We start from the raw sequence: 23,921 nt of genomic DNA, 5'->3' as shown, positions 1-23,921 counted from the left end.
GCTCCCGACCTACAGATTGTATGCGCGTTCTCCGTGATCGCTGATGTCCAGGCCTTCACGCTCCGCCTCCTCGTGATGGCGCAGGCCGATCGTTCGCTTGACGAGGAAGAAGCAGAGCGTGGAGCCCGCTGCCGACCAGATAATGGCGATAAGGACCGCCCCGACTTGTACCGACGTCTGAGCAGCGATCGAATAGTCTCCAGCCGCATGGCCGCCGAGCAGCGGAGAGCTGGCGATCCCAGTGCCGATCGACCCGACGATGCCGCCCAGCCCGTGGATCCCGAACACGTCCAGGCTGTCGTCGAGCCGTAGCCGGTGTTTCAGCCGAGTGATGAAGAGATAGCAAGCGAACGCCGATCCAGCGCCGAGCAGCATCGCGCCCAGCGGTCCCGAAGTGCCGGCCGCAGGCGTGATGCCGACCAGTCCGGCGATTGCGCCGGACGCACCGCCGAGCAGCGATGCCTTGCCCGACACAAAGCGCTCGACCCCCATCCAGGCGAGGATGCCGGCGGCTGGCGCGACGAACGTGTTGACCATCGCGACCGCAGCCGCCCCATTCGCCTCGAGTGCCGATCCGGCGTTGAAGCCGAACCAGCCGACCCAGAGCAGGCCCGCGCCTAGCAGGGTCAGCGCCAGCGAGTGGGGCGCCATGGTTTCCCGGAGAAAGCCAATTCGGCTGCCGGCGAACCAGACGCCGACCAGGCCTGCAATGCCGGAATTGATGTGGACAACGGTGCCGCCGGCGAAGTCGAGCGCGCCCATGGTGAAGATGAGCCCATCCGAGGCCCAGACCATGTGCGCGAGCGGCGCGTAGACGATCGTCAGCCACAGGAAGGTGAAGAACATGATCGCCGAGAACTTCACCCGCTCGGCAAGTCCGCCGACGATCAGGGCAGCCGTGATTGCGGCAAACGTCATCTGGAAGGCAACGAAGAGCAACTCCGGAATGCCGACTCCTTCGGTGAAGGTCGCGCTGAGCGTGTCGGCGCCTATACCAGCGAGCCAGAGCTTCCCGAAGCCGCCGACCAAAGCCGTGCCATCAGAGAATGCCAGCGAGTAGCCCCAGCCGACCCAGACCAGGATCGTCAGAGCTGTGATGCCGACTATCTGAGTGCAGATCGACAGGAGGTTCTTGGCTCGTACCAGCCCGCCGTAGAATAGGGCGAGGCCCGGAACGATCATAAGCAGCACCAGCAACGTGGACACCAGCATCCATGCGGTGTCGCCCTTGTCGACGCTCAAGATTGCGGGCGATGCGGCGGCCGGTCCAGGCAAGAGCAGCAATCCCGCCAGCAGGGGACCCGCCAATCCGCGTCGCGCTAGCCTCATTCCACCTCCGCTGCAGTGCACCAGAAAATGTTGCGTCGCAGCAAGACTGCCGTCTTTGCTGCGGCTGCGCAAGCCACTTGCTGAGTGAAGGATTCACAACTCTGTTGTGAGCAACCTCACTGGAATGATTTGAATCGGCGGCGATTCGAGAAGGCCTGCCGGCGAGGCAGGTGCCTTCTTGGCCCGCTTCCATGAACTATCCGGGCGCGGGCAGCTCACTGGGCTTTTGCGCGGGCCCGTTTCGGCAGGCGACGGAGCAGCAATCCGCCCATTCCTGCCAAAGGAGCGCCTCTGCTAGGTCAAGGCGACCTCTTGATCTCGCTGCCGCGTGAAGAGGCTGAGTTCCCTGCTTGCTTGGTGCGCGACGTGGACTGATCTTTAGCCTACGCCGTCGATCATCTTCGCCGCATTCGCGGGCACGACGACCGCCAACCGCCAGGACGATCAGCTCTCAACTCGGATTTCAAGGAACAGGACCGACTGGTGATTACGTCTCGATTGGCAAGTGCCAGATCCTTGGCTCAACACCTCAACGGTGGCGGCGCCAGATTGTCCGAAGGGCAAAGAGACAACCAAGCCCGATCCCCCAGAAGATTGCAGTGATCAATGCCCAGTATAACCAGCGGCTCGTGATCTCCTTGCCACTCCAGACTATGCCGAACCTGTATGGGTCACCCTCGGCTGACAGGCGCCGGAGCGTGGGCAGATCACCCGTTCGATCAGAAGGCAACACGCGCTCCAGTCGCGCTGGAGGGCGCTCACCGGTGCGAAGATCTTCGAGATATCGGCTCATCCGCCTCCGATATTCGCGATAACCTTCTTCGTAGCTCCTACCCTCCCACTGATCCTGCTCTGGCTGGGCCGGACCCGGCACGAGATACAAGCTGCAACTCCATCCGAGGGTACGTGAGTTTCCTCTGGAGGAGCCGCCGCGGCCGTTCTTGGAGCAATGTACCTGCGATACCCGAGGAACGCCGACGCTCGTTCCAGCACCGAAATAGGCCTTTGTATCCTCGATGATTGCGCCGTCCTCCTGGAGGAGCAGCTGTGCAATGGGAGAAGCAAGACACAGAAGGGCGATAAGAACGAGCAGGACCGAGAAGGCGAGTGCGGCCACGCGCCGCACTTTCATCGCGCGCATCCGTTGGAGGAACTCCGTCGAAAGTGAGCAGGCAAAGGATCTACGCTTGTCAAAATGCCCCCTCCCCACCCACACGGATAAGCGATCCTCATTGAACCGACGGCAGTCAAGAGGGCAGGCACCGTGATCACGCAAACAGCATCGGACTTAAGCATATCCCGAACCGGCGCTGGTTCGCCATGGCCGCACCGAGCAGCGTAGCGGCGGCGAGGCCAGCCCGGAAGCAAGGGCTGCGGACGATCCACGGGGCCTCCGGCAACTTATCGCCCCTGGCAAGGCTGACATGACTCAGCCAGGGATTGTTCCGCGCATGCGTTGCACCGGGCTGTACCGGCCAAGGATTCTCCCGAATGTGCGGCCTTTCGCCGGCGAACGGGTCCAGCCGCGCCAGGTCGGTGCCGCCGCATGGGCCGTATACAGCGCGGCGCCGATCAGCGCGGCGATCATGCCCACGAGCAGACTGTCGAAGAGCATGATTGCCCAGACGATCAGCGGATCCTGCCCCATCGCGGCAAGGTGGCTGCCGGTGTGCAGCGACTGGGCAGGTACGAAGGCGACTGCCACCAGCAGCGCCATCAGAATCGCGGCCGGCCAGCGTTCGGCAAAAGCGGAGCGCAGGCTGTTCGACGGGTCGTCGACCAGCGCTCGGACGACATAGATGAGGAGCCCGGCCTGAAGCACCACCGACGTGGCGGTGATGAGCCCGTCGACCGCAGCGGAAACGCTTGCATCGCGTAGCCACTCGATCGGCAGTTCGGCGGCAAAAGTGAGGGCAATGGCAAAGGCCAGCCGCAGGAGGTTCATCGGCCGGATGAACAGCGCCGCGCGAATCGAGCCCAACGCCAGGAAGCGCACGGTCGCCAGAATGGCCAGGACGAATCCCGCCATCTTGGGATAGGCGAAGGTCCAGCGAAGCGGGTCGTAGGCGAGCGCGCGAAAGGCTTCGCGCGAGTCGAACATCCCAAGATGGATCTCTGCGGCATGCTGCGCAAATTCCGGTACCACCGCGATTGCGAGGATGGCAGGCGCCACGCGCCACATCCGGCCGGCGCGCAGATAGGTCAGGACGATCGCCCAGCTCGTCCCGCGCAGCAGGCTTCCGATGCGGGAGGTCTCTCGCTCTTCGGCGGCAGGCATGGCGATATCCGTCATTCTTCCTCTCCCTCTTCCCAGGTCAGCAGTTGACCGGGCTGGCAGCCCAGTTCGCGGCAGATCGCGCTCAATGTAGAAAAGCGGATCGCCTTGGCCTTTCCCGTCTTCAGGACCGACAGATTGGCCAATGTGATGTCGACGCGCTCCGACAGCTCGGTCAGAGTCATTCGTCGCTCATGGAGCAGGTCGTCGAGCTTCACGATGACGGGCATGGTCAGACCGTCCCCTCCAGTTCCTCTCGCATCACCGCGCCACGCTCGAAGACCTTGGCCAGCACGAACAGCAGCACGACCGCCAGCCAACCGGTGAGCGAGAAGCTCCAGGCAGGATCTGGCAGCGCAAAATAGGAGACGGCTCCGAAGCCGAGATCGAGTATCTGGATGGCGAGCAGGCACCAAGCGATGGTGGCGAGCCGGCCGGCATTCGCCATCTCGAACGGATCGCCCGCCTGCACCGTCTCGACGATGTCGCGCAGGCGGGTGAGCAGTACGTGGGCGAACGGGACGATAAGGATGGCGATCACCAGCACGGCGCGCGAGCTCAGCAGCACTGTCTCGAGCGGTGTGTCCGGATGATCCTCGGCAATGCTACGCATGACGAGATCGGTGAAACTGGCACCGAGAACGCCGATGAAGAGCACGAGCGCGGCGAGGTTGAGGACGATCAGGACCTTCAGAAGGGCAAGTATTGGGCGCATCGGCAGGGAAGGTGGCATCATTCCGCTCCATATCGAATATCAATAATATTGATCGAATATCGATATGAGTCAAGCCGTTTCTCGATAAGGCTTTTGCCTGCCAGGGATTATGCCGGTTCCGAGGAACGGCGGGAGAGATTGGAAGACGGCCGGTCCGCCTCGAGAGTGGGGCTTTCCAGACGGACCGGCGAAAAGGTTCGGGTGTTGGGTCAGATCGCTTGGCCGCCCGACACTTCGATGCGCTGGGCGTTCACCCAGCGATTCTCCTCGGAAAGCAGGGTCGCGACCATCGGCCCGATATCATCCGGCACGCCGACGCGGCCGAGAGCGGTCATCCCTGCGTAGGTCTGGTTGAGGTCGGGCGTGTCGCGCACCGCTCCACCCAGGAAGTCGGTCTCGATCGCCCCCGGGGCCACCGTGTTGACGGCGATGCCGCGGCTTCCGAGCTCCTTTGCCATGTAGACGCTGAGCACCTCGACGGCTCCCTTGGCAGCCGCATAAGCGGAGAAGCCCGGGGCGGCGAAACGGGTGAGGCCCGACGACAGGTTCACGATCCGGCCGCCATCGGCGATCAGCGGGAGAAGCGCCTGGGTCAGGAAGAAGACGCCCTTGAAATGAACGTTCACGAGCCGGTCGAACTGAGCCTCGCTAGTCTCGGCGATCGTGGCCATGTCGCCGTGGCCGGCATTGTTGACGAGATGGTCGAAGGTCTCCCGCTGCCAGTTCTGGGCAAGCACGGTTCGAAGCCGCTCGACAAATTCGGGAAAAGTCGACACGTTTCCGGCGTCCAGCTGGAGGGCGATCGCCTTGCGACCCATTGCCCGAATCTCTCCGACTATCGCTTCGGCCTCGTCGGACCGGCTGTGATAGGTGACGATGACGTCCCCGCCGCGCCGGGCGATGCTCAGGGCCGTGTTGCGGCCCAGGCCGCGGCTGGAACCGGTTACGAGTGCGATCTTGGTCATGGCCTTGCTCCTTTCGAGTTGAGCCACTCATGTGGCGATCTGGCTATCGTCCGAAGCGGCCCGCCTGTGTTTCCCGAAACTCGCGGGTTTTTGCCTGATCCTCCAAATTGCTTTGCGCGTCGGCGGCTGAGGCGTAGATGAGGATCATGACCGCTTTGCTCGCCGCCGTTCGCCGCCATGCCGATACCCATGCGGACCAAGACGGCATCGCCCGCACCGAAGTCGCGGGGCTGTCGACAATTCGCGCGACCGCCCCCAGCGACCTGCTCTACGCCATTTCGCGCCCGCTCGTGGCACTGGTGGTGCAGGGAGCGAAGCGCGTCACCATGGGCGTCCAGGAATTCGCCTTTTCCGCCGGGGATTCGCTTCTGATCACGGCCGATGTGCCGACGGTCAGCCAGATTACCCGGGCCAGCCTCGCCGTCCCTTACTACTCGTTCGTGCTGGAGCTCGATTCGACGCTGATCGCCGAGCTTTGCGCGGAGATGGGCCCCGGCCCGGTGACCGACTCCACGCCCGTCCGGATCGATCCGACCGACGCAGAGGTCGCCGATGCCGCGCTTCGGCTCATCCGGCTGTTCGATAAGCCGGCTTCGCTGCCGGTGCTTCAGGCCCAGCTTGTTCGCGAGTTTCATTACTGGCTGCTGGTCGGGCGGCACGGATCGGCGATCCGGCGGCTGGGTTGGGCCGATGGCCACGCGCAGCGGATCGCCCGCGCGGTCGCGATTCTGCGCACCGACTATGCACGGCCCCTGCCGGTGGAGCGCCTCGCTTCCGCCGCGGGCATGAGCCCATCTTCCTTCCACCAGCACTTTCGCGCGGTGACGTCATTGTCGCCGCTTCAATTCCAGAAGCATCTGCGCCTGATCGAGGCGCGACGGCTGATGCTGTCGGAAGGAAAGACGGCGAGCAGCGCGGCCTTTGCAGTGGGTTATGAGAGCGTTTCTCAGTTCACCCGGGAATATGGCCGCCAGTTTGGCAAGCCTCCGGTCAGGGACGTCAGAGAATCGAGGGTCAGGAGCCTGGCCGCCGCAGATCCGGCTCAGCAAGTGCAGCAGCGCGATTCGAATGCGCTGGACCGAACACCGACCTGCCGACCAGATCAAAGAGTGGCGTAAGGAGCGCTTCGTGCCGAGTTCGCGCAGATCGCACGAACGAGCTTAGCTTCGCGCCGACTTACTATCCGGAATGAGCTGCCACTGAGATCTAGATCATTTGCTTCCACCCAGAGCGCATTCCATCCGCTCCCGGCCCTGCATCTGGGCTCAAGCTCCCCTCAGGGTGAAATGCGCTCTGGAAGGCTTCATCGCAGCAATCGGTTGGCCGCGAGGATCTTCACCACCTTGGCGCTAGTGGTGACGGAGAAGGATGTTCTGAAGGGACTGATCGACAAGCATTGCCGAAAAGTTCGGCGCCCCCTTGTCCTCTGACTAGTCAATCAATATCTGGCTTCCGCGGCCCGGGCCCCTCTGGCGAGCCAATGCTCGTGATGTCGGACCGCATCGGAAGGTCCGATGCTCGTAGGCCCGGCGCGATTTCTCGCCCAACATCCCGCAGCGCGGATCCTCCGGTGACCTTTGCGTCCCGAAGAGGAGAAGAATCATGCGTTCGCGACTGTACCGGCCAACAGGAAAGCACCGGCGGATCGACGAAGCGCTGCGACTGACGCAGCATCGACCCCAGCCGAACGGGGTCGAAGTGGTGCGGCTGGAGAAGACGCTGCGGAACAGGACTTCATCCATCGGTTCGCGCACGGCCCCGCTCACCTCTGAAGAAGCCGCAAGTCGTCCCGATCGACCTTTCTTGCAGGGATAGTCAGATGACGGAATTCCTCTTCGCTGACTGGCTCGGCACGCCGGCCTGGTTCTGGCTTGCCTTTCTCGCCCTCGTCACTGCGCTGACCGTCTTCGACCTCGGAGTCCTTCACAAGGAGGATCGCGAGATGGGGATTGGCGAAAGCCTGAAGCTTTCCGCCTTCTACATCGGCGTCGCAATGCTGTTTGGCGCCTGGGTGTGGTACGGCCGCGGCGAGGAAGCCGGAATCCAGTATTTCACCGGCTTCTTCATCGAGAAGGCACTGTCGATCGACAACGTCTTCGTCATCAGCCTGATCTTCACCTACTTCGCGATTCCACCCAGATATCAGTATCGTGCACTCCTCTGGGGCATCCTCGCGGTAATCGTTCTTCGCGGGCTGATGATCGCCGGCGGTGCGGCGTTGGTGAGCGAGGCCCACTGGGTCCTCTATATCTTTGCGGCGTTCCTGATCTTCACGGGGATAAAGATGTTCTTCGCTGGCGACGCGCCGATGGACATCGCCGGCAATCCGGCCGTGAAGTTCATTTCGAACCACATGCCCGTGACGAGCAAGCTGCACGGCCAGCGATTCTTCGTTCGCGAGCCCGATCCGAAAACCGGAAAGCTGGTGACTGCCGCGACTCCGCTGTTCCTGGCGCTGGTCGTCATCAATCTCGCTGACCTCGTATTCGCGGTCGACAGCGTGCCGGCAATTTTTGCCATCACCACCGACACGTTCATCGTCTACACGTCGAACATCATGGCCATCCTCGGGCTCCGCGCGCTCTATTTCGCGCTGGCCGCGATGGTCCATCGATTCCATTATCTGAAATATGCGCTTGCAGCGGTGCTGGTGTTCATCGGTTCGAAGATCTTCGCCGCCGACTTCCTGTTCGGGGGCGGCAAGTTCCCGCCCGCGGCCAGCCTCGGCGTGACCTTCGCGCTGATTACGGCCGGAATTCTTTACTCGCTGTGGAAGACCCGCGGTAAGCCGGAGCCGGAGTGGCCGTCCGGAATGGGACCTGACGACCCGGCCCGCAGCGAATGAAACGGCCGCCGAACTTTGCAACTCATGCGACAGGGACTTCGTAGACAAAATGAAAAAGATCATCCTTGCCGCCGCGATGGCGGCAACCTTGGCTTCCTGCGGCGACTTCCAGTCCGCGCCGGCCTCCTTTCAGGACTCGCTCGCGAACGCGCTCGATGAAGAGGCGCTCGCCAATGCTGTCGATCAGTCCATCAACGAGGACGCGCTTCAGCAGGCCGTGATCGCAACGGCCAAGGGAGCGGCGCGCGACGCGGTCGAGGACGCGGTTCGCGAGGTCGTCCCGGTGCCTCCGCAAGCACTGCAGGCACTGGACTCGGCTGTCGACGAGAGGGCGCTCGCGGATGGCATAGTCGCCGCCGTCAACGATGAATCCGCCGACGAGGTGGTGGCCAAGACCCTCCCCGCCCGCTCCCGATGAGCGTCGGCGGACGTTCAGTGACGTCGAGTCGACGCTCCCGGGCTTGGTCCCAAGCTCCGCTCAGCATGGAAAGCGCCCTGGAAGACTTCATCGCAGCAATGGGAGGTCGTCGTGATCACCACGACCGACCCGAGCGCGTCAACGAGAAGGATTGCTCGCGGCGCTTCGAAGCGCCGAAAGCCCCTGTTGCCAGTTGAGGCGCTCGACTCTTCCCGTGTCGACCACGGCGTGCAGAACCGCAAACTTGAATAGGTTCGAAGTTTCCAACTTGGCTGCGAGTATCCCGACTGAAGCGTCGAGCGGCTCTTTTTCAGCCCGACGCGGCGATCCAGCGCTCCACCTGGGCGGAGAGCACCGACAGCGGCACCGATCCCTGTCCAAGTACCATGTCGTGAAACCGGCGCTGGTCGAAGCGATTGCCCAGCACCGTCCGCGCTCGCTCCCGAAGCGCCAGGATATGCTGCATGCCGACCTTGTAGGAGGTCGCCTGGCCCGGGTTCACGAAATAGCGACGGATCTCCGAACGAATCTTGCCGATCGGCTGGGGCGAATTGCTGCTGTAATAGTCCAGCGCCTGGGCTTCGCTCCATCCCTTGGCGTGGATCCCGGTGTCGACCACCAGCCGGATCGCCCGCCAGATCTCGCGCCCCAGTCGGCCGAAATCGCTGTGGGGATCGGAATAGAAGCCCATCTCCTTGGCTAGCCGCTCCACGTAGAGCGCCCAGCCTTCACCATAGGCGCCGTAGAAATTGTGGTTTCGGAACCTGGGCAGTCCCCTCATCTCCTGCGCCAGCGAAATCTGCATGTGATGACCCGGCCAGCCTTCATGATAGGCCGTCCCCTCGATCTCGTAGATCGGAGTCGCGCGAGTGTCGGCCAGATGAACATAATAGATTCCGGGCCGCGAACCATCTGGAGCGGCGGAAGAATAATGGGCGGCGCCGCCGGGCTCCTCGCGAAACGGCTCCACCCGTCGAACGACCAGCTCCGCCCCGGGAATCCGGCCGAACTGTTCGGGCAACCGCGCCTTCATGGCCGCCAGATATTCCTCCGACCGGCGAAGATAGTCCGCCCGGCCGGCCTCGTCGTTGCTGACATAGAACCGGTCATTCTCGCGCAGATGGACGAAGAAATCCTCCAGTGGGCCGGCAAAGCCGATCCGGGCCTTCAGCGCCTCCATTTCCTCCCGGATCCGACGAACCTCGGCGAGACCGAGCTCGTGGATCGCCTCCGCGCTCATGTCCGTGGTCGTCTGGAGCCGGAGCATCGCATCATAATAGTCGGCGCCGTTCGGAAGGGAGCCGGCGCCGCGCGGCTCGGCGCTCGCCTGGGCGCGATCCGATTCCAGCCAGGCGCCGAGCCGGTCATAGGCCGGCTTGACCGATCCGGTCATCGCCTCGGCGATCCGGGCAACCAGCCGCCGCTCGCCCGCCTCGTCGATCTTGCCCGCATTTCGGAGCGCGGCCGCCTTGGCCTTGGCGTCGGCGAACAGAGCGGAGTCCGAGCCGCCTTCGAACGGCGCTCCGCGGGTAAGCCGGCGGACTTCCTCCAGCGACTGGTCATAGGAAAAGCGGGGCATCCGGATACCGTCGGCGGCCGCGGCCCTGGCGCGCTCGAGATGAATGTCGATCGTCGGACCGAGCGCCGCCACGCGCGCGGCATAGGCCTCCAGGTCGACCGGCTCGTCGACCCGGTGCTGGTTGATCAGGAAGTTGGGAAGGCCGGTATGCGGCCCGCCTCGATCGAAGACGTAATTGTGCCGGCGCCACTGCGCATAGGTTTCGGCGCGCTCAAGCTCCAGCGCCCAGAGGTCGTAGGAAATCCGGGCATTCTCGCTCAGAGTCGAAGGATCGAATCGCTGGCGCATCTCGGCCACGTTGCGTCGGCGCCAGGCCAGCCGCTCGGCCGCGGCGGCGTCGCTCGGGTCAGTGAGCTGGTCCTGCTTGTCCTTGCGACCCATTTGGGTGAGCGCCTGCGGATCCTGCCGAAGCTCGGCTTCGAACGCCGAGTCGAGAAAGGCGGTCAGTTCCGCGTCGGCCGCTCCCGGGACGGCCCCGGTCGCCGCTCGAACCTGCGAGCGAACCGGCGAGGCCGTTGCCAGAACGCCCGCAGCCACGCTCAATCCGAATTCCCGTCGAGAAAATCTCACAACACCCCTCCCGATCTTGATTCTTGATGTCGGGGAGGGCTGTAGCGCCTTGTTGCGCGCCTAGCGACCTGCGGCGAACCCGGTCCGTCGGCATCATCCTCCCGAAGCGCCTGTCGTTTCCGCTTAGCCTGGCCTAGACTGAGGTGTCGATCCGGAGGACTGCGCATGAGCATTCCCGCCCTGCTATGGCTCACCGTGACGCTGCAGCTCCAGGCCGTCCCGGCCCAGGGCTGCGCGTCGTCGACGGCGGAGGAAACATCAAGGGCGCTCTGCATCGGCGGCTCGCGCCAATGCCGATGGCCGCGCCCGAGCAGCGCTGAAGCTCGGACCGGCGCAGGCGCCTAGCGCCGTATCGCGGCCGACTGGGATCGAAGCTCCCTGAACTCCGATCCGGGCTTCCAGTCGGGCCAGTCGCGCCCATAAGCCAGGTGCCGCCCGATCTGGTAAAGCAATGCGACGTCGTCGGCCGCGCCGCGCAGGTCCCAGTCCGCGCTCCACGCGTCGCACGGCTGGTGATAACAATTCGCCATATAGTCGGCGAGCCAGCGCTCGCCCGCTTCCCGGCCGCCCTCGACGAGATCATTGCCACCGCCGAGCGCCATCAGCAGCAGTACCGGAACGCCTTGCTTGGCCAGCGCGAAATGGTCCGATCGGTAGAAGAGTCCTCGCTCGGGATGCGATTCAGGGGTGACCACCCGTCCCTGCGCGGAAGCGAATCGGGCGAGATGGTCTTCGAGCTGATTCTGACCGGCACCGATCAGAACCACGTCGCGCGCCGGCCCCGCCGTCTGAAGCACGTCGACCGTCAGGTTCGCCGCCATCTTCTCGTGCGGGTAGAGGGGATTGGCCGCATAATATTCGGCCCCGAGAAGGCCACGCTCCTCCGCCGTCCAGGCAGCGAAGACGAGCGTCCGCTCCGGCGGCGGCTGAGTCCTGAACAGGCGCGCCAGTTCGATCACCGCGGCAACGCCGATGGCATTGTCGATCGCTCCGGGACGCATCCGACGGCCTTGCGCGTCGGGCGGCCCGAAGCCGAAACTATCCCAATGGGCCGCATACATCACCGTCTCGTCCGGCCGCTCCCGGCCGCTGATCTTCGCCAGCACGTTGCGGCTCTCGATCCGTTCGAGCGCCACCTGCGCCTCCGCGCTCAGAGTCGCGCCGAGCGCGATCGGCCGGAACGCCGCGGTTCGCGCGCGCCTTTTCACCTCCTCGAAATCATGCCCGGCGGAACGGAGGAGGTCGACGGCCACCTCGCGCTGAATCCAGCCCTGGAGCATGGGCGGCTGGAGCCGACCGGCGCCAAGCTCGATATTGTAGTTTTCGCCGCCGGGCGACTCGATGACGTTCCAGCCATAGCCGGCGCCTTCGGTTTCATGCACCACCAGGGCGGCGATGGCGCCGCGCCGCGCCGCTTCCTCGAACTTGTAGGACCATCGCCCGTAATAGGTCATCGCCTGGCCGCCGAACCGCCCGGCGACCGGCTCGCCCGCCGCCGCTTCGAAGTCCGGATCGTTGACCAGGAAAACGGCGACCTTGCCCCGGAGATCGACGCCCTTGAAATCGTCCCACTGCCGCTCGGGCGCATGGACTCCGAAGCCGACAAACACCATCGGCGCATCGCGGATCCGCGCTTCCTCGATCGGCCGGACGGTGCTGACATAGATGTCGTTCGGGAAGTCCAGGGTGCGCGACTGGCCGGCTCTCGTCACCGCGAAGCGGGCGCCGGGCTGGATCCGGGTCCGGAACATCGGCACCCGCTGGGTCCAGCGGCCATTTTCGCCGCCGGGCTCGAGCCCCAGGCGCTGGAACTGTTCGATCAGATAGGCGACCGTCCGCTCTTCCCCCGGAGTTCCCATGGCCCGCCCCTGGAATTCCTCGGAAGCCAGGGTTCGGGTGATCCGGGAGATATTCTCCCGGTCGACCGCAACGGGCGCATCCGTGGACATGCGGTCGGGCGAAGTGGCGCAGCCCCCGATCAGGAGCAGGGCCGCGCCGGCGAAACCAAGGATTCTTCTCATCATGTCCCCAGGGAGTTTTCTCCTGAACGAACGACCGGCCATCCGGGTTCGCCAAGCTTCGCAACAGCCTGGCTGCTTTTCTTCGTCACGCCGTCCCGGAAGCCTCCGCCGAGCGGTACCGAGTCCAACTTCCCGATCCGCCAGCCTTCAGCCGCCTTCCAGGATCCATTCGGCCAGTGCGTCGGTCCATTCCGCCGACACCGGCTTGAGCCACTGATATTCGGCCGGAGTCATTCGTCCCTCCCCTTCCTGCATCATGTGATTGAGCCGAGGGAAACGCCGCATGGTGACCCGCGGCAGTTCGGCCAGGCCCTGTCGAAGTCCCATCCAGTCTGCTTCGCCGGTCAGATAATCGCGGCCTCCTTGCGCGACGTAGATTCGGCCGCCGCGCGCCGTCAGCCGCCGCGCATCGCCGGGGAGGTCCATTCCGGCGATCGATCGCCAGTACCAGAGCGGATGCCCGAGAACGCGAGTTTCGCCCGGCAAGGAGGAATCGCGCAGGCGCTGGATGTCGGCGACCATTTGTTCCCTCCGGGCTCGAGCCTCGGCGCTCTCCTCCACAACCAGGCTCGCCGTATATTGGACCTGATCCTCGATAAGATCCGCGGGCGGCCTGGTTGAGCCGTTGACCACCACCGCCCCCGCCGCCTCCGCCAGGTTGGCGACGCGCGCGGACATGCCTCCACTGGCGCTATGGCCGACCACATAGATTCGCGAAGCGTCGATTCGGCGGTTGCGCCGCAGCATCAGGACCGCCGCGACGGCGTCGTCGATCCATTCTTCCTCCACGGTCGCGTGGCGCCCTTCCTCCCCGAAGCGGCGCCGATGAGCCGTGGTCCGTTTGGCCATGCGCAGTGCGGCCACGCCCCGGCGGGCCAGCCCCAGCGCGGTCTCGCGCATGATCTTGTTGGGACCGACGTCGCCGTCACGCGTTCCCGGGCCGAAGCCGTGCATCAGGACTGCCACCGGGAAGGGTCCCTCGCCCGCCGGAAGACTCAGCGTCCCGGGGACGGCCCAGTCGCCCTCGCCTACAGGCACGTCGATTTCGATGATCCGGTCCGGCGGATGCGCCGGATCCGCTCGCACTGCTGCCGCACCGGCGCCGGGTGCCGCCGATGATCCTTTCGAAGCATCAGTGGAGACGGTCCAGTTCAGCGCGGTCGCAAGCGCCGCGGCCAGGATCAGATCGAGAATGCGCATGTGCAGGCGTCCCCTTGAAGTCGATGTTCGGGGAGGCTGCAATTTCCGTGCCTCTTGGGTTTGCTGGCAAAGGCCTGCCGAGACATTCGAGCAAGCGGTCTCTCTGTTCGCAACCGGGCACCGACGCCGTCCGGATCCGAACAGCCGGCCGGATGGATCGGGTGCGGGATCGAATCCCGTCCGCCAAGGTTGAGGAGCGCAAATGCCGATCACGACCGGTCCCGAATGGCAGACGCTCGCACTCTATGCAGTGGGCGGAGCGCTCGTCTTGTTCCTGCTGTTTCGGATCCCGTTCATCGGCCGGCTGCTTCGATCGCTCTTCTCGCTCGCCCTCCTCGCCTTCTGCCTGTTCCTTCTGTTCCAGCACGCGCCCTACGATCCCAATCTGGCCCGACTGACCGAAAAGCTCGGGCTCGACAATCAGCGGATCGCTGGCGAGGAGGTTCGGATCCGGATGTCACCGGACGGGCATTTCTGGGCTCAGGCCGAGATCAACGGAGTCGAGCGGCGGATGTTGATCGACAGCGGTGCAACCTTTACCGCACTTTCCGAGCAGACGGCGCAACTCGCTTCAGTCGATCGCGGACTCAACCTTCTTCCGGTCGTGCTTCGAACCGCCAATGGCGTGGTCCAGGCGGAGACCGGCACGCTCGAGCGGCTGGAACTCGGCGGGATCGAGGCGCGCAATCTCAAGGTCGTCATTTCCCCCTCGCTCGGAACCACCGACATATTGGGGATGAACTTCCTGTCGCAGCTTGCCTCCTGGCGCGTCGAAGGTCGAACCCTGGTCCTCGTTCCGCAAGGCACAAGCCAAGCGGAGGGCGGCTGACGCTGACGGGCACAGGATTCTCGCGCGGCGGCACCCGGGGCGATTGCATGGCCAAGCTCAACCTCGGCAACTTGTTGGAAGTCTGAGACGAACCCGAGCCCAAAGCGTTGAAGCGCTGGAAGATGGACGGGCTCGCCGCATTGCGACATTAGGGCTGGAGTTACAATTGCTCTGCTAAGGCCTTATCTCAGCGGGACATCCATCAGAGGACGCAAGTGAAGAACTGGCTCGCCAGGACTGCCCATCGATTCGCGCCGGATCGCGAGGGCCTGCTCGCGCACGGCTGGATCCGGCCGATCGCCTGGCGGCTGACCCATCCGAGCCTTTGGCATCTCAACCGGCGAAGCGTCGGCCGCGCCGTGCCGATCGGCCTTCTCTGCGCCTTTCTGGTGCCGCTGGGGCAGGTCGTCGTTGCCGTCTTCGCCTCGCTTCACCTGCGCGCCCACATCCCGGTGGCGGTCGGTGCCACATTCGTGACCAATCCCATCACTCTCCCCTTCCTTTATTTCGCAGCCTACCGGATCGGCGCGGCTCTGCTCCCCTACGAAGCCGCCTTCCCGACCGGGCCGATCGACGCGTCCGCCTTGGTTGCCATCGCCGGGCCGCTTGCCGTCGGCTTCGCGGCGATGGCGCTAGGAACGGCGGCCTTGGGCTACCTTGTCGTGGCTCTTTGCTACCGAGGCTGGCTCGTCTCGCGCTGGCGCAGGCGCTGCCGCGCCTGACCCCATCGGCGGCATCGCCGCCTTCGGGCTGGCGGTCGCCGAAGCGAACGTCTAGGCTGCGGCCGAGCCGCGGGGGGACCGATCATGCTCTTTCGTCAGCTGCAGGACCCGGAATCGCGAACCTACAGCTACCTGCTGGCCTGCACCGAAACCCGCACCGCCGTTCTGGTGGATCCCGTGCTGGAACGCCTGGAAAATGACCTCGAGCTTCTGAACGTTCTCGAGCTTCGCCTCGCCTTCACCCTGGAAACCCACATCCACGCCGATCACATCACCTCGGCCTGGCGCCTGAAGGCGATCACCGGCTGCCAGATCGCCTGTCCCGCCATGGACCGCCTAACCGACGCCGATATCGGGGTCAGCGAAGTCGACCCGCTGGACATCGGCTCGATCCGGCTCCAGCCGCTTTACACGCCGGGACATACCGACACCCATCATTGCTATCTGCTCGATCGAGGCGGATCCGCCTGCGTTCTGACCGGCGACGCTCTGCTGATCGACGGATGCGGTCGAACGGACTTCCAGGGCGGCGACCCGGAAAGGCTGTACCGATCGGTGCATGACAAGATCCTGTGCCTTGCCGGCGAGACCCTCGTCTATCCCGGTCACGACTATCACGGGCGCCACGTCAGCAGCGTCGCTCAGGAACGGGAGCGCAACCCACGGCTAGGGGGCGGAAAGACGATGGAGGAATTCGTCACGATCATGGCCGGACTGGGCCTGCCGCCGCCGAAGAAGATCGACATTGCCGTCCCGGCCAACCGGCGCTGCGGGCGACCCGAGGAAGAGCGGCCTTCCTCTTCTTGAGCGCCAGCCCGAAGGCAGCGCGAAAGCCCTTTGGAGCGAAACAGGCGAGCGCGTCAGCGCAAGCTCAGCATTGGGCCGCCACCGCCTCGCCGCCGAGGCTGCACGAGGAGGATCCGGTCGATCCGCCTTGCCGGCCGCTTGCGGCGCTCACGACCGAACTCCAGGTCGACGCCTGCGTAACCCGGCCGCCGAGGCCCTGCAGACCATTGCTGGCCCCGCCGCTAAATGCATCGTAGACTGCACGCGCGGCCGTGGAGATGACCGCCGGACGGTTGCTCCCGCCACGGGCGAAGAAGACCACCGCGACCCTCTGTCCGCCGGGCAGGGTGAGATAGCCCACATCGCCCGTATAGCCGTTCAGGGTCCCGGTCTTGTTTTGGACGATTCCAGCCGGAAGCAGGCCGCGGATCCGGTTCGATCCGGTCCTGCAGCGACGCATCATGTCCAGCAGCATCGACCGGCTCGTCGGGCTGAGCGCATTGCCGGAATCGATCAGGCGAAGCAGTCCGAGCATGGCGATCGGGGTGCTGGAATCACGGATGTCGCGAAGGTCCCGCCGGTCGGCCAATAGCTGGGCAATGGTGCGGTCGACCCGAATCCCGGTCAGCTGGTGCTGTCGAAGCCAGCGGTCGATCGCTCCGGGGCCACCCAGCGTTGCCATCAGAATGTCGGTCGCGCGATTGTCGCTGCGGGTGATCATTCCGTCGATCAGCCGATAAGCGCTCACTCCGGCGATCGTCTCATCGAGACTTCGGCGACCGGCATCGACCTCCGCCAGATAGGCGGCGGCAACGGCGATCTTCATCGTGCTGGCCATCGGGAAGGGCTCGTTGCCGTTGAAGCTGACCGTCTGCCCCGTCGCCAGGTCCATTGCGGCGATTCCATATTCGCCAGGATTCTCGATCGCCAGGGCGGCGAAACGCTGCTCCAGGAACTGCAGCTGAGGCGGAGTCTGGCCCAGCGCCGGCTGGGCGACGAAGGCCAGAAGGAAAGCGAAAAAGCCGAACAGCCGCATTCGAAAACCCCTCGAAATCATCCCTTGCAGGCAACTGCCGAAGCTCGCCTGCCGAAGCTGAAGCTTATCGCGGGGGAGTTTAGATTGTTACCATGCCGTTTAGATGTTCGGCTTTATCTGCCTCAGAACAGGCTCCATTCACCGCTTTCGAGCCCGTGCTGGGAACTTTTCGGCCGTCACCAGGCGACGCACAGCCTCGGTTTTGGACCCGCCGTTCAGGCCGATCAGGCCACCACCGGCTCGAGGATCCGGATCGTCCCTGCGTCGGCGTCAATTTCGGCCCGGACACCGATCGGGATGCTGTACTGGTCGGTGATGTGGCCGATCAGCGCCCCCTGGAACGCGGGAACGCCGAGCGGCGCCAGATGCTGTTCGAGAACCTGGGAAAGCGTGAAGCCGCCGAGCGACGGCCCCTGCGCTCGGCAGTTGGTGCACTGGCCGAAGACAACTCCGGCCACGCGGGGGAGGATTCCGGCAAGGCGAAGCTGGGTGAGCATCCGGTCGATCCGGTATTCGGCTTCGTCCACATCCTCCAAGAACAGGATCGCACCTTGGAAATCGGGCATGTAGGGCGTCCCGACCAAGGCCGAGAGGACGGTGAGATTGCCGCCGAGCAGCGGTCCGGCCGCTCGACCGGGACGGAAGGTGCGGATCCGCCCGTTGCGCTGCGCCAGTCGATCCTCGGTGCCGACCGGCGTGCTGTAGGTTGGAGTCGCGCCTTCGAAGGCGAGCGCCCGAAACGAATCCCAGGACAGTCTCCCCCAGGCGCTGCCCGCATTGGGCCCGTGAATGGTCGGGCAGTTGGTCCGTGCCGCGAACGCGAGGTGAAGCGCCGTTATGTCGCTGAATCCGATCAGGAGCTTGGGATTGGCGCGGATCAGGTCGAAATCGAGAAGCGGCAGGATCCGGGCAGAGCCCCAGCCGCCGCGCATGGCAAAGATGGCCCGGACCTCCCGATCCGCGAACATGGCGTTGAGATCGGCGGCCCGGTCTTCGTCGCGCCCAGCCAGATAGCCGAAGCGATCCTGCAGGTGCGGCGCCGGCCGCGGAACCAGGCCCATGGCCCGGATCGCCTCGAGGACCAGCTCGAGCTCGAAGGCGTCGGCGGTAAAGCCCGCCGGCTCGACCAGACCCACCGTGTCGCCCGGCCTGAGCCTCGGCGCCTTTCTTCTTGCCGGAAGAGCGGCCGAAACGGCTCCGGCGGGAATGAGGAGGGCGCCGAGCGCCTGCAACAAGGTTCGTCGGTTCAGCATCGGGACCTCCAATATCAGCAGCTCCGGCATTTCGCGACCGAAACAATCCCGGCTCCGGCACGGGTGGGCGTGGTCAATCGGCCCGTGCCAAGGCCCTCTTCCGGGCCAGCGCCACAAGCGCCTTCAGCGCGGCCGACGCATGCCGCCGTCCGGGATAATAGAGACAGAGCGGCGCCAATGGCGGCGTCCAGTCCTCCAGCACCCGGACGAGCCGTCCGGTCGCGATGTCGGCGCGAACATCCGACTCCATGAAGAAGCCCAGTCCGACCCCCTCCAGCACCGCGGCCCGTGCCAGGCTGGCCTCGTCGAGGGTGATCGGTCCATCTACGTCGATCCGCAGACTTTGCCCCTCTTTCTCGAACGCCCAGCGAAACAGAGCGCCGTTGGGAAGTCGAACCCGGAGGCAGCGATGGCCGGCAAGGTCCGACGGATTGCGCGGCCGCTCGTGCCGCTCGAAATAGGCCGGCGCTCCAACCACGGCATAGCTTTGGGCCGGCCCGACCGGGACCGCGATCATGTCGCTGGGAACTAGGTCCGCCCTTCTGACGCCAAGATCAAAACCTTCGGCGACGATGTCCACCAGCCGTCCCTCGGTGACGAGGTCGACATGCACCCGAGGATGCTCGCGAATCAATTCGAGCACCAGTGGATTGAGGATTTCCCGGGCGGCGGTGGGAAAGGCGTTGATCCGGAGGGTTCCCGAAGGCGTCGACTGGCGGGAGCGGACGGCTTCCATCGCGCCGTGAATGTCCCGAAGCGCTGGACCCACCTGTTCGACGAATGCCCTCCCCTCGTCGGTCAGCGAGACGCTTCGGGTAGTGCGGTTGAACAATCGAGCGCCGAGCGTCGATTCGAGTTTCGCGACAGCGTTGCTGAGGGCAGTCGTCGACATCCCAAGCTCGAGTGCCGCCGCCCGGAAAGACCCTCGGCGGGCGATCGCCATCACCGCATCAAGATCGTTCAGCCCCGACCCGTGCATTATCCTGCTCAGCGAAACAGTACATCCCACATAATCCTACTTATCGAAACGCCTGTCTAGCCCTAGTTCTGAAGCCGAACCCGGAACAGGAGACGTTCATGGACCTTCCCCCGCCACTCACGGCCTATTTCGCGGCCAACGCACGGCTTGATGCCGACGCGATGCTGTCCTCCTTCGCTCCCGATGCGGTGGTTCGCGACGAGGGACTGGGCCATGAAGGACTCGACGCGATCCGCGCCTGGATCGAGCGGTCGAGCCTCGCTTGTTCCGCCATCGCCCTTCCCCAGGCGATCGTGCATGCGGAAGGGCGACACGAGGTCAGCGCCCTGGTGTCCGGCGGCTTTCGAGGCAGCCCGATCACTTTGTGCTTTCGTTTCCGGACCGCCGGCGAACGTATCTCCGAGCTGGAGATCCAGTGATGGCCAGGATCGATCCCGAGGAGTTTGCCGGCAAGAACGTGGTTCTGACCGGTGGAACCCAGGGCGCCGGCGGGGCGACCTTCCGTCGGTTGCACGCCGCCGGAGCCAGGATGGTCACCGCCGCACGCTCCGACCGGCCGGATTTCGTCCCTCCCGGGGCCTTCGTCCAGGCCGACCTCAGCCGCGCCGAAGCCGTTTCGGCCTTCGCCGCCGAGGCCCTCGATCGGCTCGGCACGGTCGACATCATCATTCATGTGCTTGGCGGATCCAGTTCCCCCGGCGGCGGCTTCGCTGCGCTGGATGACGGTCATTGGGCGGCCGAGCTCAATCTCAACCTGCTGAGCGCCGTTCGGCTCGACCGAGCTATGCTTCCGGTCATGCTGGCTCGGGGATCGGGCGTGATCGTCCATACCGGATCGATCCAGCGCAAGCTTCCGCTACCCGAATCCACCACCGCTTATGCCTCAGCGAAGGCCGCTCTGGCCGCCTACAGCAAGGCGCTTTCGAAGGAAGTCGGGCCAAAGGGTGTTCGAGTGAACATCGTCTCGCCCGGCTGGATCTACACCGCTTCGGCCGAAGCTCTCGTGAAGCGCATCGCCGCCAGCTCCGGCAGCAGCGAGGAAGCCGCCCGGCAGAGCATCGTCGACGCGCTCGGCGGCATTCCCATCGGGCGACCGGCACGACCCGAGGAAGTGGCCGAGTTGATCGCTTTCCTGGCATCGGATCGGGCGGCCTCGATCCATGGATCGGAGTTCACGATCGACGGCGGCACCATTCCGACGATCTAGACGGCATCCCGGCGGGGCCTGCGCTGACCGGAGAGGCGGCTGTCGGTGACGACCAGACCGGCGAGCAGCGCCAGTTCGCCAAGATTGCCGGCGATCGCGATCGCATCGCCGATCGCGGCCGCCGCGAACTGGGCGAGAGCGCCGACCAGGAGCCACGGCCCACCCGAGCGCCGCCACACGATCCAGCCGGCGGCGATCAGGACGAAGATGGTGACGATCGGCGCCACCGGCGGTCCGCCGCTTGCGCCATTGCCGTAGGACAGGAGGTCGTCGACCCTCTTGGCCTCGAGCTCCAGGTTGAGTAGCTCGGAATGCACGCCGAGCGCGATCATCGCCAGGGTGAGCAACGCGATGGCAAGCGCGACGGGAATCGTCCCGGCCCAGCGGGCACCCGCCCGAACCGCCAGTCCGAGCGCCGAAAGCATCAGCAGCGGGGTGGCAAAGGCATGCATGAAGAAACGGGGAAGGCTTAGCCGCTCGAGCAATTCGCCATGGCCGATCGAACTCCCGGCGGCGAGGAGCGCATTGTCATAGACGAGTCCGAAGGTGACGATCAGCAGCGGCACCGTGGCCGGATGACGAAAGCGCAGAAGCAGGACGAGCGCCCAGGCGAACAGCGCCAGATGACCGACCGCGTAGATAAGGAAGACGACGGACGTCATGGCGGGCATGCGCCCGGTGGCCAAGGCTTGTCCTGGCCGGGCCCCGGCCCCGAACTCCTCCAGCTTGTCCGTTTAGGGCAAGGCATAAGCGACGAGCGCGTCGCCAACGGGCGTTTCCATGAAATGGTGGCCGCCGGCCATGATCACCAGATATTGCCGGCCGTTCACTTCATAGGTCATCGGCGTGGCCTGTCCTCCCGCCGGAAGCACATCCTCCCAAAGCGTTCGGCCCGTGCGCAGGTCGATGGCGCGGATCTGATTATCGGTGGTTGCCGCAATGAAGACGATTCCGCCGGCGGTGATCACCGGACCGCCATTGTTGGGGGTGCCGATGGTGAAGGGCAACATTGACGGGATTCCGAACGGGCCGTTGCGCCGGGCGCTGCCGAGCGGCCGATCCCAGATCGTCCGGCCGGTTCGAAGGTCGATGGCGCGAATTCCGCCATAAGGCGGCTGCTTGCACAGCAGCTGGGTCACCGGCATCCGCCAGCCGGCATTGACGTCAACGGCGTAGGGGGTACCGACCTGCGGATCGCCGGCGCCTTCATGGCCGCCCATATCGCCGCCCCGTGCCTGGTCCCGAGGCGCCCAGCCCCTCTCATTCGCTTCGGCACGCGGCACCAGCCGGTTGTAGTTCGGCATGTCGTTATAGTTTGCAATGATGATTCCGCGGACTGGATCCACGGCAATCCCGCCCCAGTCGTTGCCGCCGTTGTAGCCGGGATACTGGATCCAGCGCCGGTCGGCCGTGGGCGGTGTGTACATGCCTTCATAAGCCGCCCTTCGGAACTGAATCCGACAGATCATCTGGTCGATCGGCGACATGCCCCACATGTCGCGCTCGCGAAGGTCCGGAAAGGCGAGCGTGTGAAAAGTTGAAAAAGGCTGAGTGGGCGTCCTCTGCTCCGGCTCGACGCCGCCCTGCGGCGCTGGACGCTGCTCGACCGGGAAGATCGGCCGCCCGGTGCGTCGATCGAGAATGTAGATGTCGCCCTGCTTGCTCGGAAGCACGAGCGCCGGAACCCGCCCCGCTCCGGCCGGGAAGTCGATCAGGCTCGCCTGTCCTCCCAGATCATAGTCCCACACGTCCTTGTAGACCGTCTGGAAATGCCAGCGCGGACGCCCGGTCGTCACGTCGAGCGCCACCAGCGAGGTCGCATATTCGTTCTCCGGAGGGCGGCGGTCGCGGCTCCAATAGTCGACCGCGCTGTTGCCCATCGGCAGGTAGACGAGCCCGAGCTGCTCGTCGCCGCTGGCAATCGTCCACATGTTGGGGGTACCGCGAGCAAAAGTCTCGCCAGCCGGCGGGTCTGCTCCCCAGCCCGGATTCATCATGTCCCAGGCCCAGCGGCGTTCGCCGGTCACCGCGTCGAAACCCTGGATCACACCGGAAGGGGCGTCGTTGCGCTGCCCGTCCAGCACCTGATGGCCGGTGACGACGATCCCGCGAACGATTGTCGGCGGCGAAGTCATCGAAACCATGCCGGGGAAGACCCGGCCCATGCCTCGCTTGATGTCGACCTGGCCGTTCGCTCCGAAGTCAGGACAGGGCCGTCCGGTGCGGGCGTCGACGGCGATCAGCCGGCCGTCCAAAGTCCCTTCGATGATGCGCTCCCCGCAAAGCGCGCTCGGTGCCGCTCCGGTCGAGGCGTGATAGGCGACGCCCCGGCAGGCGGCCGTGTAAGGAATCCATTCGTCGGACACCTGGGGATCGAAGCGCCACCGCTCCTGCCCGGTCGCGGCGTCGAGCGCGATCAGAACGTTGGTGGCCGAGCAGAGGTAGAGCGAATTGCCGATCTTCAGAGGCGTAGTCTCTGCCCCATATTTGTTGTTCGCCATGTCGGCGGGAAGATCGCGCGTGTGATAAACCCAGACCCGCCTCAGGTCGCTCACATTCTCAGCCGTGATCTGCGCCAGCGGCGAAAAGCGGCGAGCGGCGTGGCTCCCACCATAAGCGGGCCAGTCGGAGCCGGCCGACCGGAGCGAAGGATCGGCCATTGCGGCGGCGAACTGCGGCGGCGGCGCGCCGGCTTCCATCCGGTCGGTCTGGGCGATCAAAAAGAAGAATAGGGCAAGCGCAGCAAGTGTGCCGCCGGCAGCAGCGAAAGCCGAAGCCCACCGCCAGCGCCGTGGGAACAGCAGCGGTAGTCCGAGCAGGAGCAGGAAGAGCAGAACGGTTGGAGCGACGATCCTGGGCACGAGCGCCCAGTCATTCAGGCCGACCTCCCACAGCGCCCATGGCCAGGTAAGAAGATAGACGAGAAGGAAGATCCAGACGCCAAGCGGTCGACCCCGGATCAGCAGGTATCCCGCCGCCAGGAGCCCAAGACCCGCAAGCAGATAGTAGATCGAACCTCCCAGAAGAGCGAGCCAGGCGCCTCCGGCCGTCAGAACAAGGCCGATCAGCGCGTAAGGCCCACCGAGCAGGATCAGGTACAGCGAAGGCCGTCGCCGAGGCGCAGGAGAAGGATCGGCGGCGGGGGGCATGGCCATCGGCAGTCCTCCGTTAATTCCTTGCGGAACCGTCTCG

Annotated in this window: 22 protein-coding genes; 8 read left to right on the top strand and 14 right to left on the bottom strand. The window is 64.9% G+C overall.

What is annotated here, in order from left to right; all coding sequences use genetic code 11:
- Positions 1 to 9: 9 nt before the first annotated feature.
- The 6 genes from ACRYLT_RS12005 to ACRYLT_RS11980 form a co-directional block, all read right to left on the bottom strand.
- Entirely contained in the window at positions 10 to 1,329 is a 1,320-nt protein-coding gene (locus ACRYLT_RS12005; RefSeq protein WP_482664328.1) for an ammonium transporter, read from the bottom strand.
- Positions 1,330 to 1,858: 529 nt separating this feature from the next.
- On the bottom strand, positions 1,859 to 2,461 hold the full coding sequence (locus tag ACRYLT_RS12000; RefSeq protein WP_482664327.1) for a hypothetical protein: 603 nt from the start codon (positions 2,459 to 2,461) through the stop codon (positions 1,859 to 1,861).
- A 297-nt stretch (positions 2,462 to 2,758) separates the two neighbouring features.
- Positions 2,759 to 3,622, bottom strand: coding sequence for a hypothetical protein (locus ACRYLT_RS11995; RefSeq protein WP_482664326.1), 864 nt, complete (start codon positions 3,620 to 3,622; stop codon positions 2,759 to 2,761).
- A complete protein-coding gene (locus tag ACRYLT_RS11990; protein ID WP_482664325.1) occupies positions 3,619 to 3,834 on the bottom strand; it encodes a helix-turn-helix domain-containing protein in 216 nt (71 codons plus the stop codon). The genes ACRYLT_RS11995 and ACRYLT_RS11990 overlap by 4 nt, the downstream gene beginning before the upstream one ends.
- A gap of 2 nt (positions 3,835 to 3,836) precedes the next feature.
- Positions 3,837 to 4,340 (bottom strand): DUF2975 domain-containing protein, encoded by a 504-nt coding sequence (locus tag ACRYLT_RS11985; protein ID WP_482664324.1) that lies wholly within the window; start codon positions 4,338 to 4,340, stop codon positions 3,837 to 3,839.
- 188 nt (positions 4,341 to 4,528) lie between these two features.
- Positions 4,529 to 5,284 (bottom strand): SDR family oxidoreductase, encoded by a 756-nt coding sequence (locus ACRYLT_RS11980; protein ID WP_482664323.1) that lies wholly within the window; start codon positions 5,282 to 5,284, stop codon positions 4,529 to 4,531.
- A 137-nt stretch (positions 5,285 to 5,421) separates the two neighbouring features.
- Here ACRYLT_RS11980 and ACRYLT_RS11975 point away from each other — a divergent pair, with 137 nt between their 5' ends.
- From ACRYLT_RS11975 to ACRYLT_RS11965, 3 genes are all read left to right on the top strand, one after another.
- A complete protein-coding gene (locus ACRYLT_RS11975; protein WP_482664322.1) occupies positions 5,422 to 6,402 on the top strand; it encodes an AraC family transcriptional regulator in 981 nt (326 codons plus the stop codon).
- Positions 6,403 to 7,103: 701 nt separating this feature from the next.
- Positions 7,104 to 8,129 (top strand): TerC family protein, encoded by a 1,026-nt coding sequence (locus tag ACRYLT_RS11970; RefSeq protein WP_482664321.1) that lies wholly within the window; start codon positions 7,104 to 7,106, stop codon positions 8,127 to 8,129.
- Positions 8,130 to 8,178: 49 nt separating this feature from the next.
- Complete coding sequence (locus ACRYLT_RS11965; RefSeq protein WP_482664320.1) at positions 8,179 to 8,547, top strand: hypothetical protein; 369 nt, start codon at positions 8,179 to 8,181, stop codon at positions 8,545 to 8,547.
- 310 nt (positions 8,548 to 8,857) lie between these two features.
- On the opposite strand, the gene ACRYLT_RS11960 is transcribed toward ACRYLT_RS11965, so the two are convergent.
- The 3 genes from ACRYLT_RS11960 to ACRYLT_RS11950 form a co-directional block, all read right to left on the bottom strand.
- Positions 8,858 to 10,663: a DUF885 domain-containing protein gene (locus ACRYLT_RS11960; RefSeq protein ID WP_482665438.1), complete on the bottom strand. Its 1,806-nt coding sequence runs from the start codon at positions 10,661 to 10,663 to the stop codon at positions 8,858 to 8,860.
- A 374-nt stretch (positions 10,664 to 11,037) separates the two neighbouring features.
- Entirely contained in the window at positions 11,038 to 12,717 is a 1,680-nt protein-coding gene (locus ACRYLT_RS11955) for a M28 family metallopeptidase (protein ID WP_482664319.1), read from the bottom strand.
- A gap of 147 nt (positions 12,718 to 12,864) precedes the next feature.
- The gene (locus ACRYLT_RS11950; protein WP_482664318.1) at positions 12,865 to 13,917 is read right to left on the bottom strand and encodes an alpha/beta hydrolase family protein; all 1,053 of its coding nucleotides are present in this window, start codon (positions 13,915 to 13,917) and stop codon (positions 12,865 to 12,867) included.
- A gap of 202 nt (positions 13,918 to 14,119) precedes the next feature.
- On the opposite strand from ACRYLT_RS11950, the gene ACRYLT_RS11945 reads away from it, so the two are divergent.
- The 3 genes from ACRYLT_RS11945 (at position 14,120) to ACRYLT_RS11935 (ending at position 16,275) form a co-directional block, all read left to right on the top strand.
- Positions 14,120 to 14,746 (top strand): retropepsin-like aspartic protease family protein, encoded by a 627-nt coding sequence (locus tag ACRYLT_RS11945; protein WP_482664317.1) that lies wholly within the window; start codon positions 14,120 to 14,122, stop codon positions 14,744 to 14,746.
- 215 nt (positions 14,747 to 14,961) lie between these two features.
- A complete protein-coding gene (locus ACRYLT_RS11940) occupies positions 14,962 to 15,468 on the top strand; it encodes a DUF2062 domain-containing protein (protein ID WP_482664316.1) in 507 nt (168 codons plus the stop codon).
- Between the two features lie 84 nt (positions 15,469 to 15,552).
- Positions 15,553 to 16,275, top strand: coding sequence for an MBL fold metallo-hydrolase (locus tag ACRYLT_RS11935; RefSeq protein WP_482664315.1), 723 nt, complete (start codon positions 15,553 to 15,555; stop codon positions 16,273 to 16,275).
- A 64-nt stretch (positions 16,276 to 16,339) separates the two neighbouring features.
- On the opposite strand, the gene ACRYLT_RS11930 is transcribed toward ACRYLT_RS11935, so the two are convergent.
- From ACRYLT_RS11930 to ACRYLT_RS11920, 3 genes are all read right to left on the bottom strand, one after another.
- Entirely contained in the window at positions 16,340 to 17,290 is a 951-nt protein-coding gene (locus tag ACRYLT_RS11930; protein ID WP_482664314.1) for a serine hydrolase, read from the bottom strand.
- Positions 17,291 to 17,514: 224 nt separating this feature from the next.
- Entirely contained in the window at positions 17,515 to 18,543 is a 1,029-nt protein-coding gene (locus ACRYLT_RS11925) for a S66 peptidase family protein (protein ID WP_482664313.1), read from the bottom strand.
- Between the two features lie 73 nt (positions 18,544 to 18,616).
- Positions 18,617 to 19,522: a LysR family transcriptional regulator gene (locus ACRYLT_RS11920; protein ID WP_482664312.1), complete on the bottom strand. Its 906-nt coding sequence runs from the start codon at positions 19,520 to 19,522 to the stop codon at positions 18,617 to 18,619.
- Positions 19,523 to 19,620: 98 nt separating this feature from the next.
- Here ACRYLT_RS11920 and ACRYLT_RS11915 point away from each other — a divergent pair, with 98 nt between their 5' ends.
- Together ACRYLT_RS11915 and ACRYLT_RS11910 are read left to right on the top strand one after the other, a co-directional pair.
- Positions 19,621 to 19,941 carry a nuclear transport factor 2 family protein gene (locus ACRYLT_RS11915; RefSeq protein WP_482664311.1) on the top strand — a complete coding sequence of 107 codons (321 nt, stop codon included), beginning with the start codon at positions 19,621 to 19,623 and terminating at the stop codon, positions 19,939 to 19,941.
- Entirely contained in the window at positions 19,941 to 20,729 is a 789-nt protein-coding gene (locus ACRYLT_RS11910) for an SDR family oxidoreductase (protein ID WP_482664310.1), read from the top strand. Before ACRYLT_RS11915 ends, ACRYLT_RS11910 begins: the two co-directional genes overlap by 1 nt.
- Here the strand turns inward: ACRYLT_RS11910 and ACRYLT_RS11905 are convergent.
- Positions 20,726 to 21,391 carry a hypothetical protein gene (locus ACRYLT_RS11905; protein ID WP_482664309.1) on the bottom strand — a complete coding sequence of 222 codons (666 nt, stop codon included), beginning with the start codon at positions 21,389 to 21,391 and terminating at the stop codon, positions 20,726 to 20,728. The genes ACRYLT_RS11910 and ACRYLT_RS11905 overlap by 4 nt on opposite strands.
- Before the next feature lie 72 nt (positions 21,392 to 21,463).
- The gene (locus tag ACRYLT_RS11900; RefSeq protein ID WP_482665437.1) at positions 21,464 to 23,878 is read right to left on the bottom strand and encodes a membrane-bound PQQ-dependent dehydrogenase, glucose/quinate/shikimate family; all 2,415 of its coding nucleotides are present in this window, start codon (positions 23,876 to 23,878) and stop codon (positions 21,464 to 21,466) included.
- Between the last annotated feature and the right edge of the window lie 43 nt (positions 23,879 to 23,921).

It is taken from the genome of Sphingosinicella sp. SM1-17 (genome assembly GCF_056821765.1).
The sequence above is the reverse complement of the archived record's forward strand: the minus strand, read 5'-3'. Positions and strand labels throughout refer to the sequence as shown.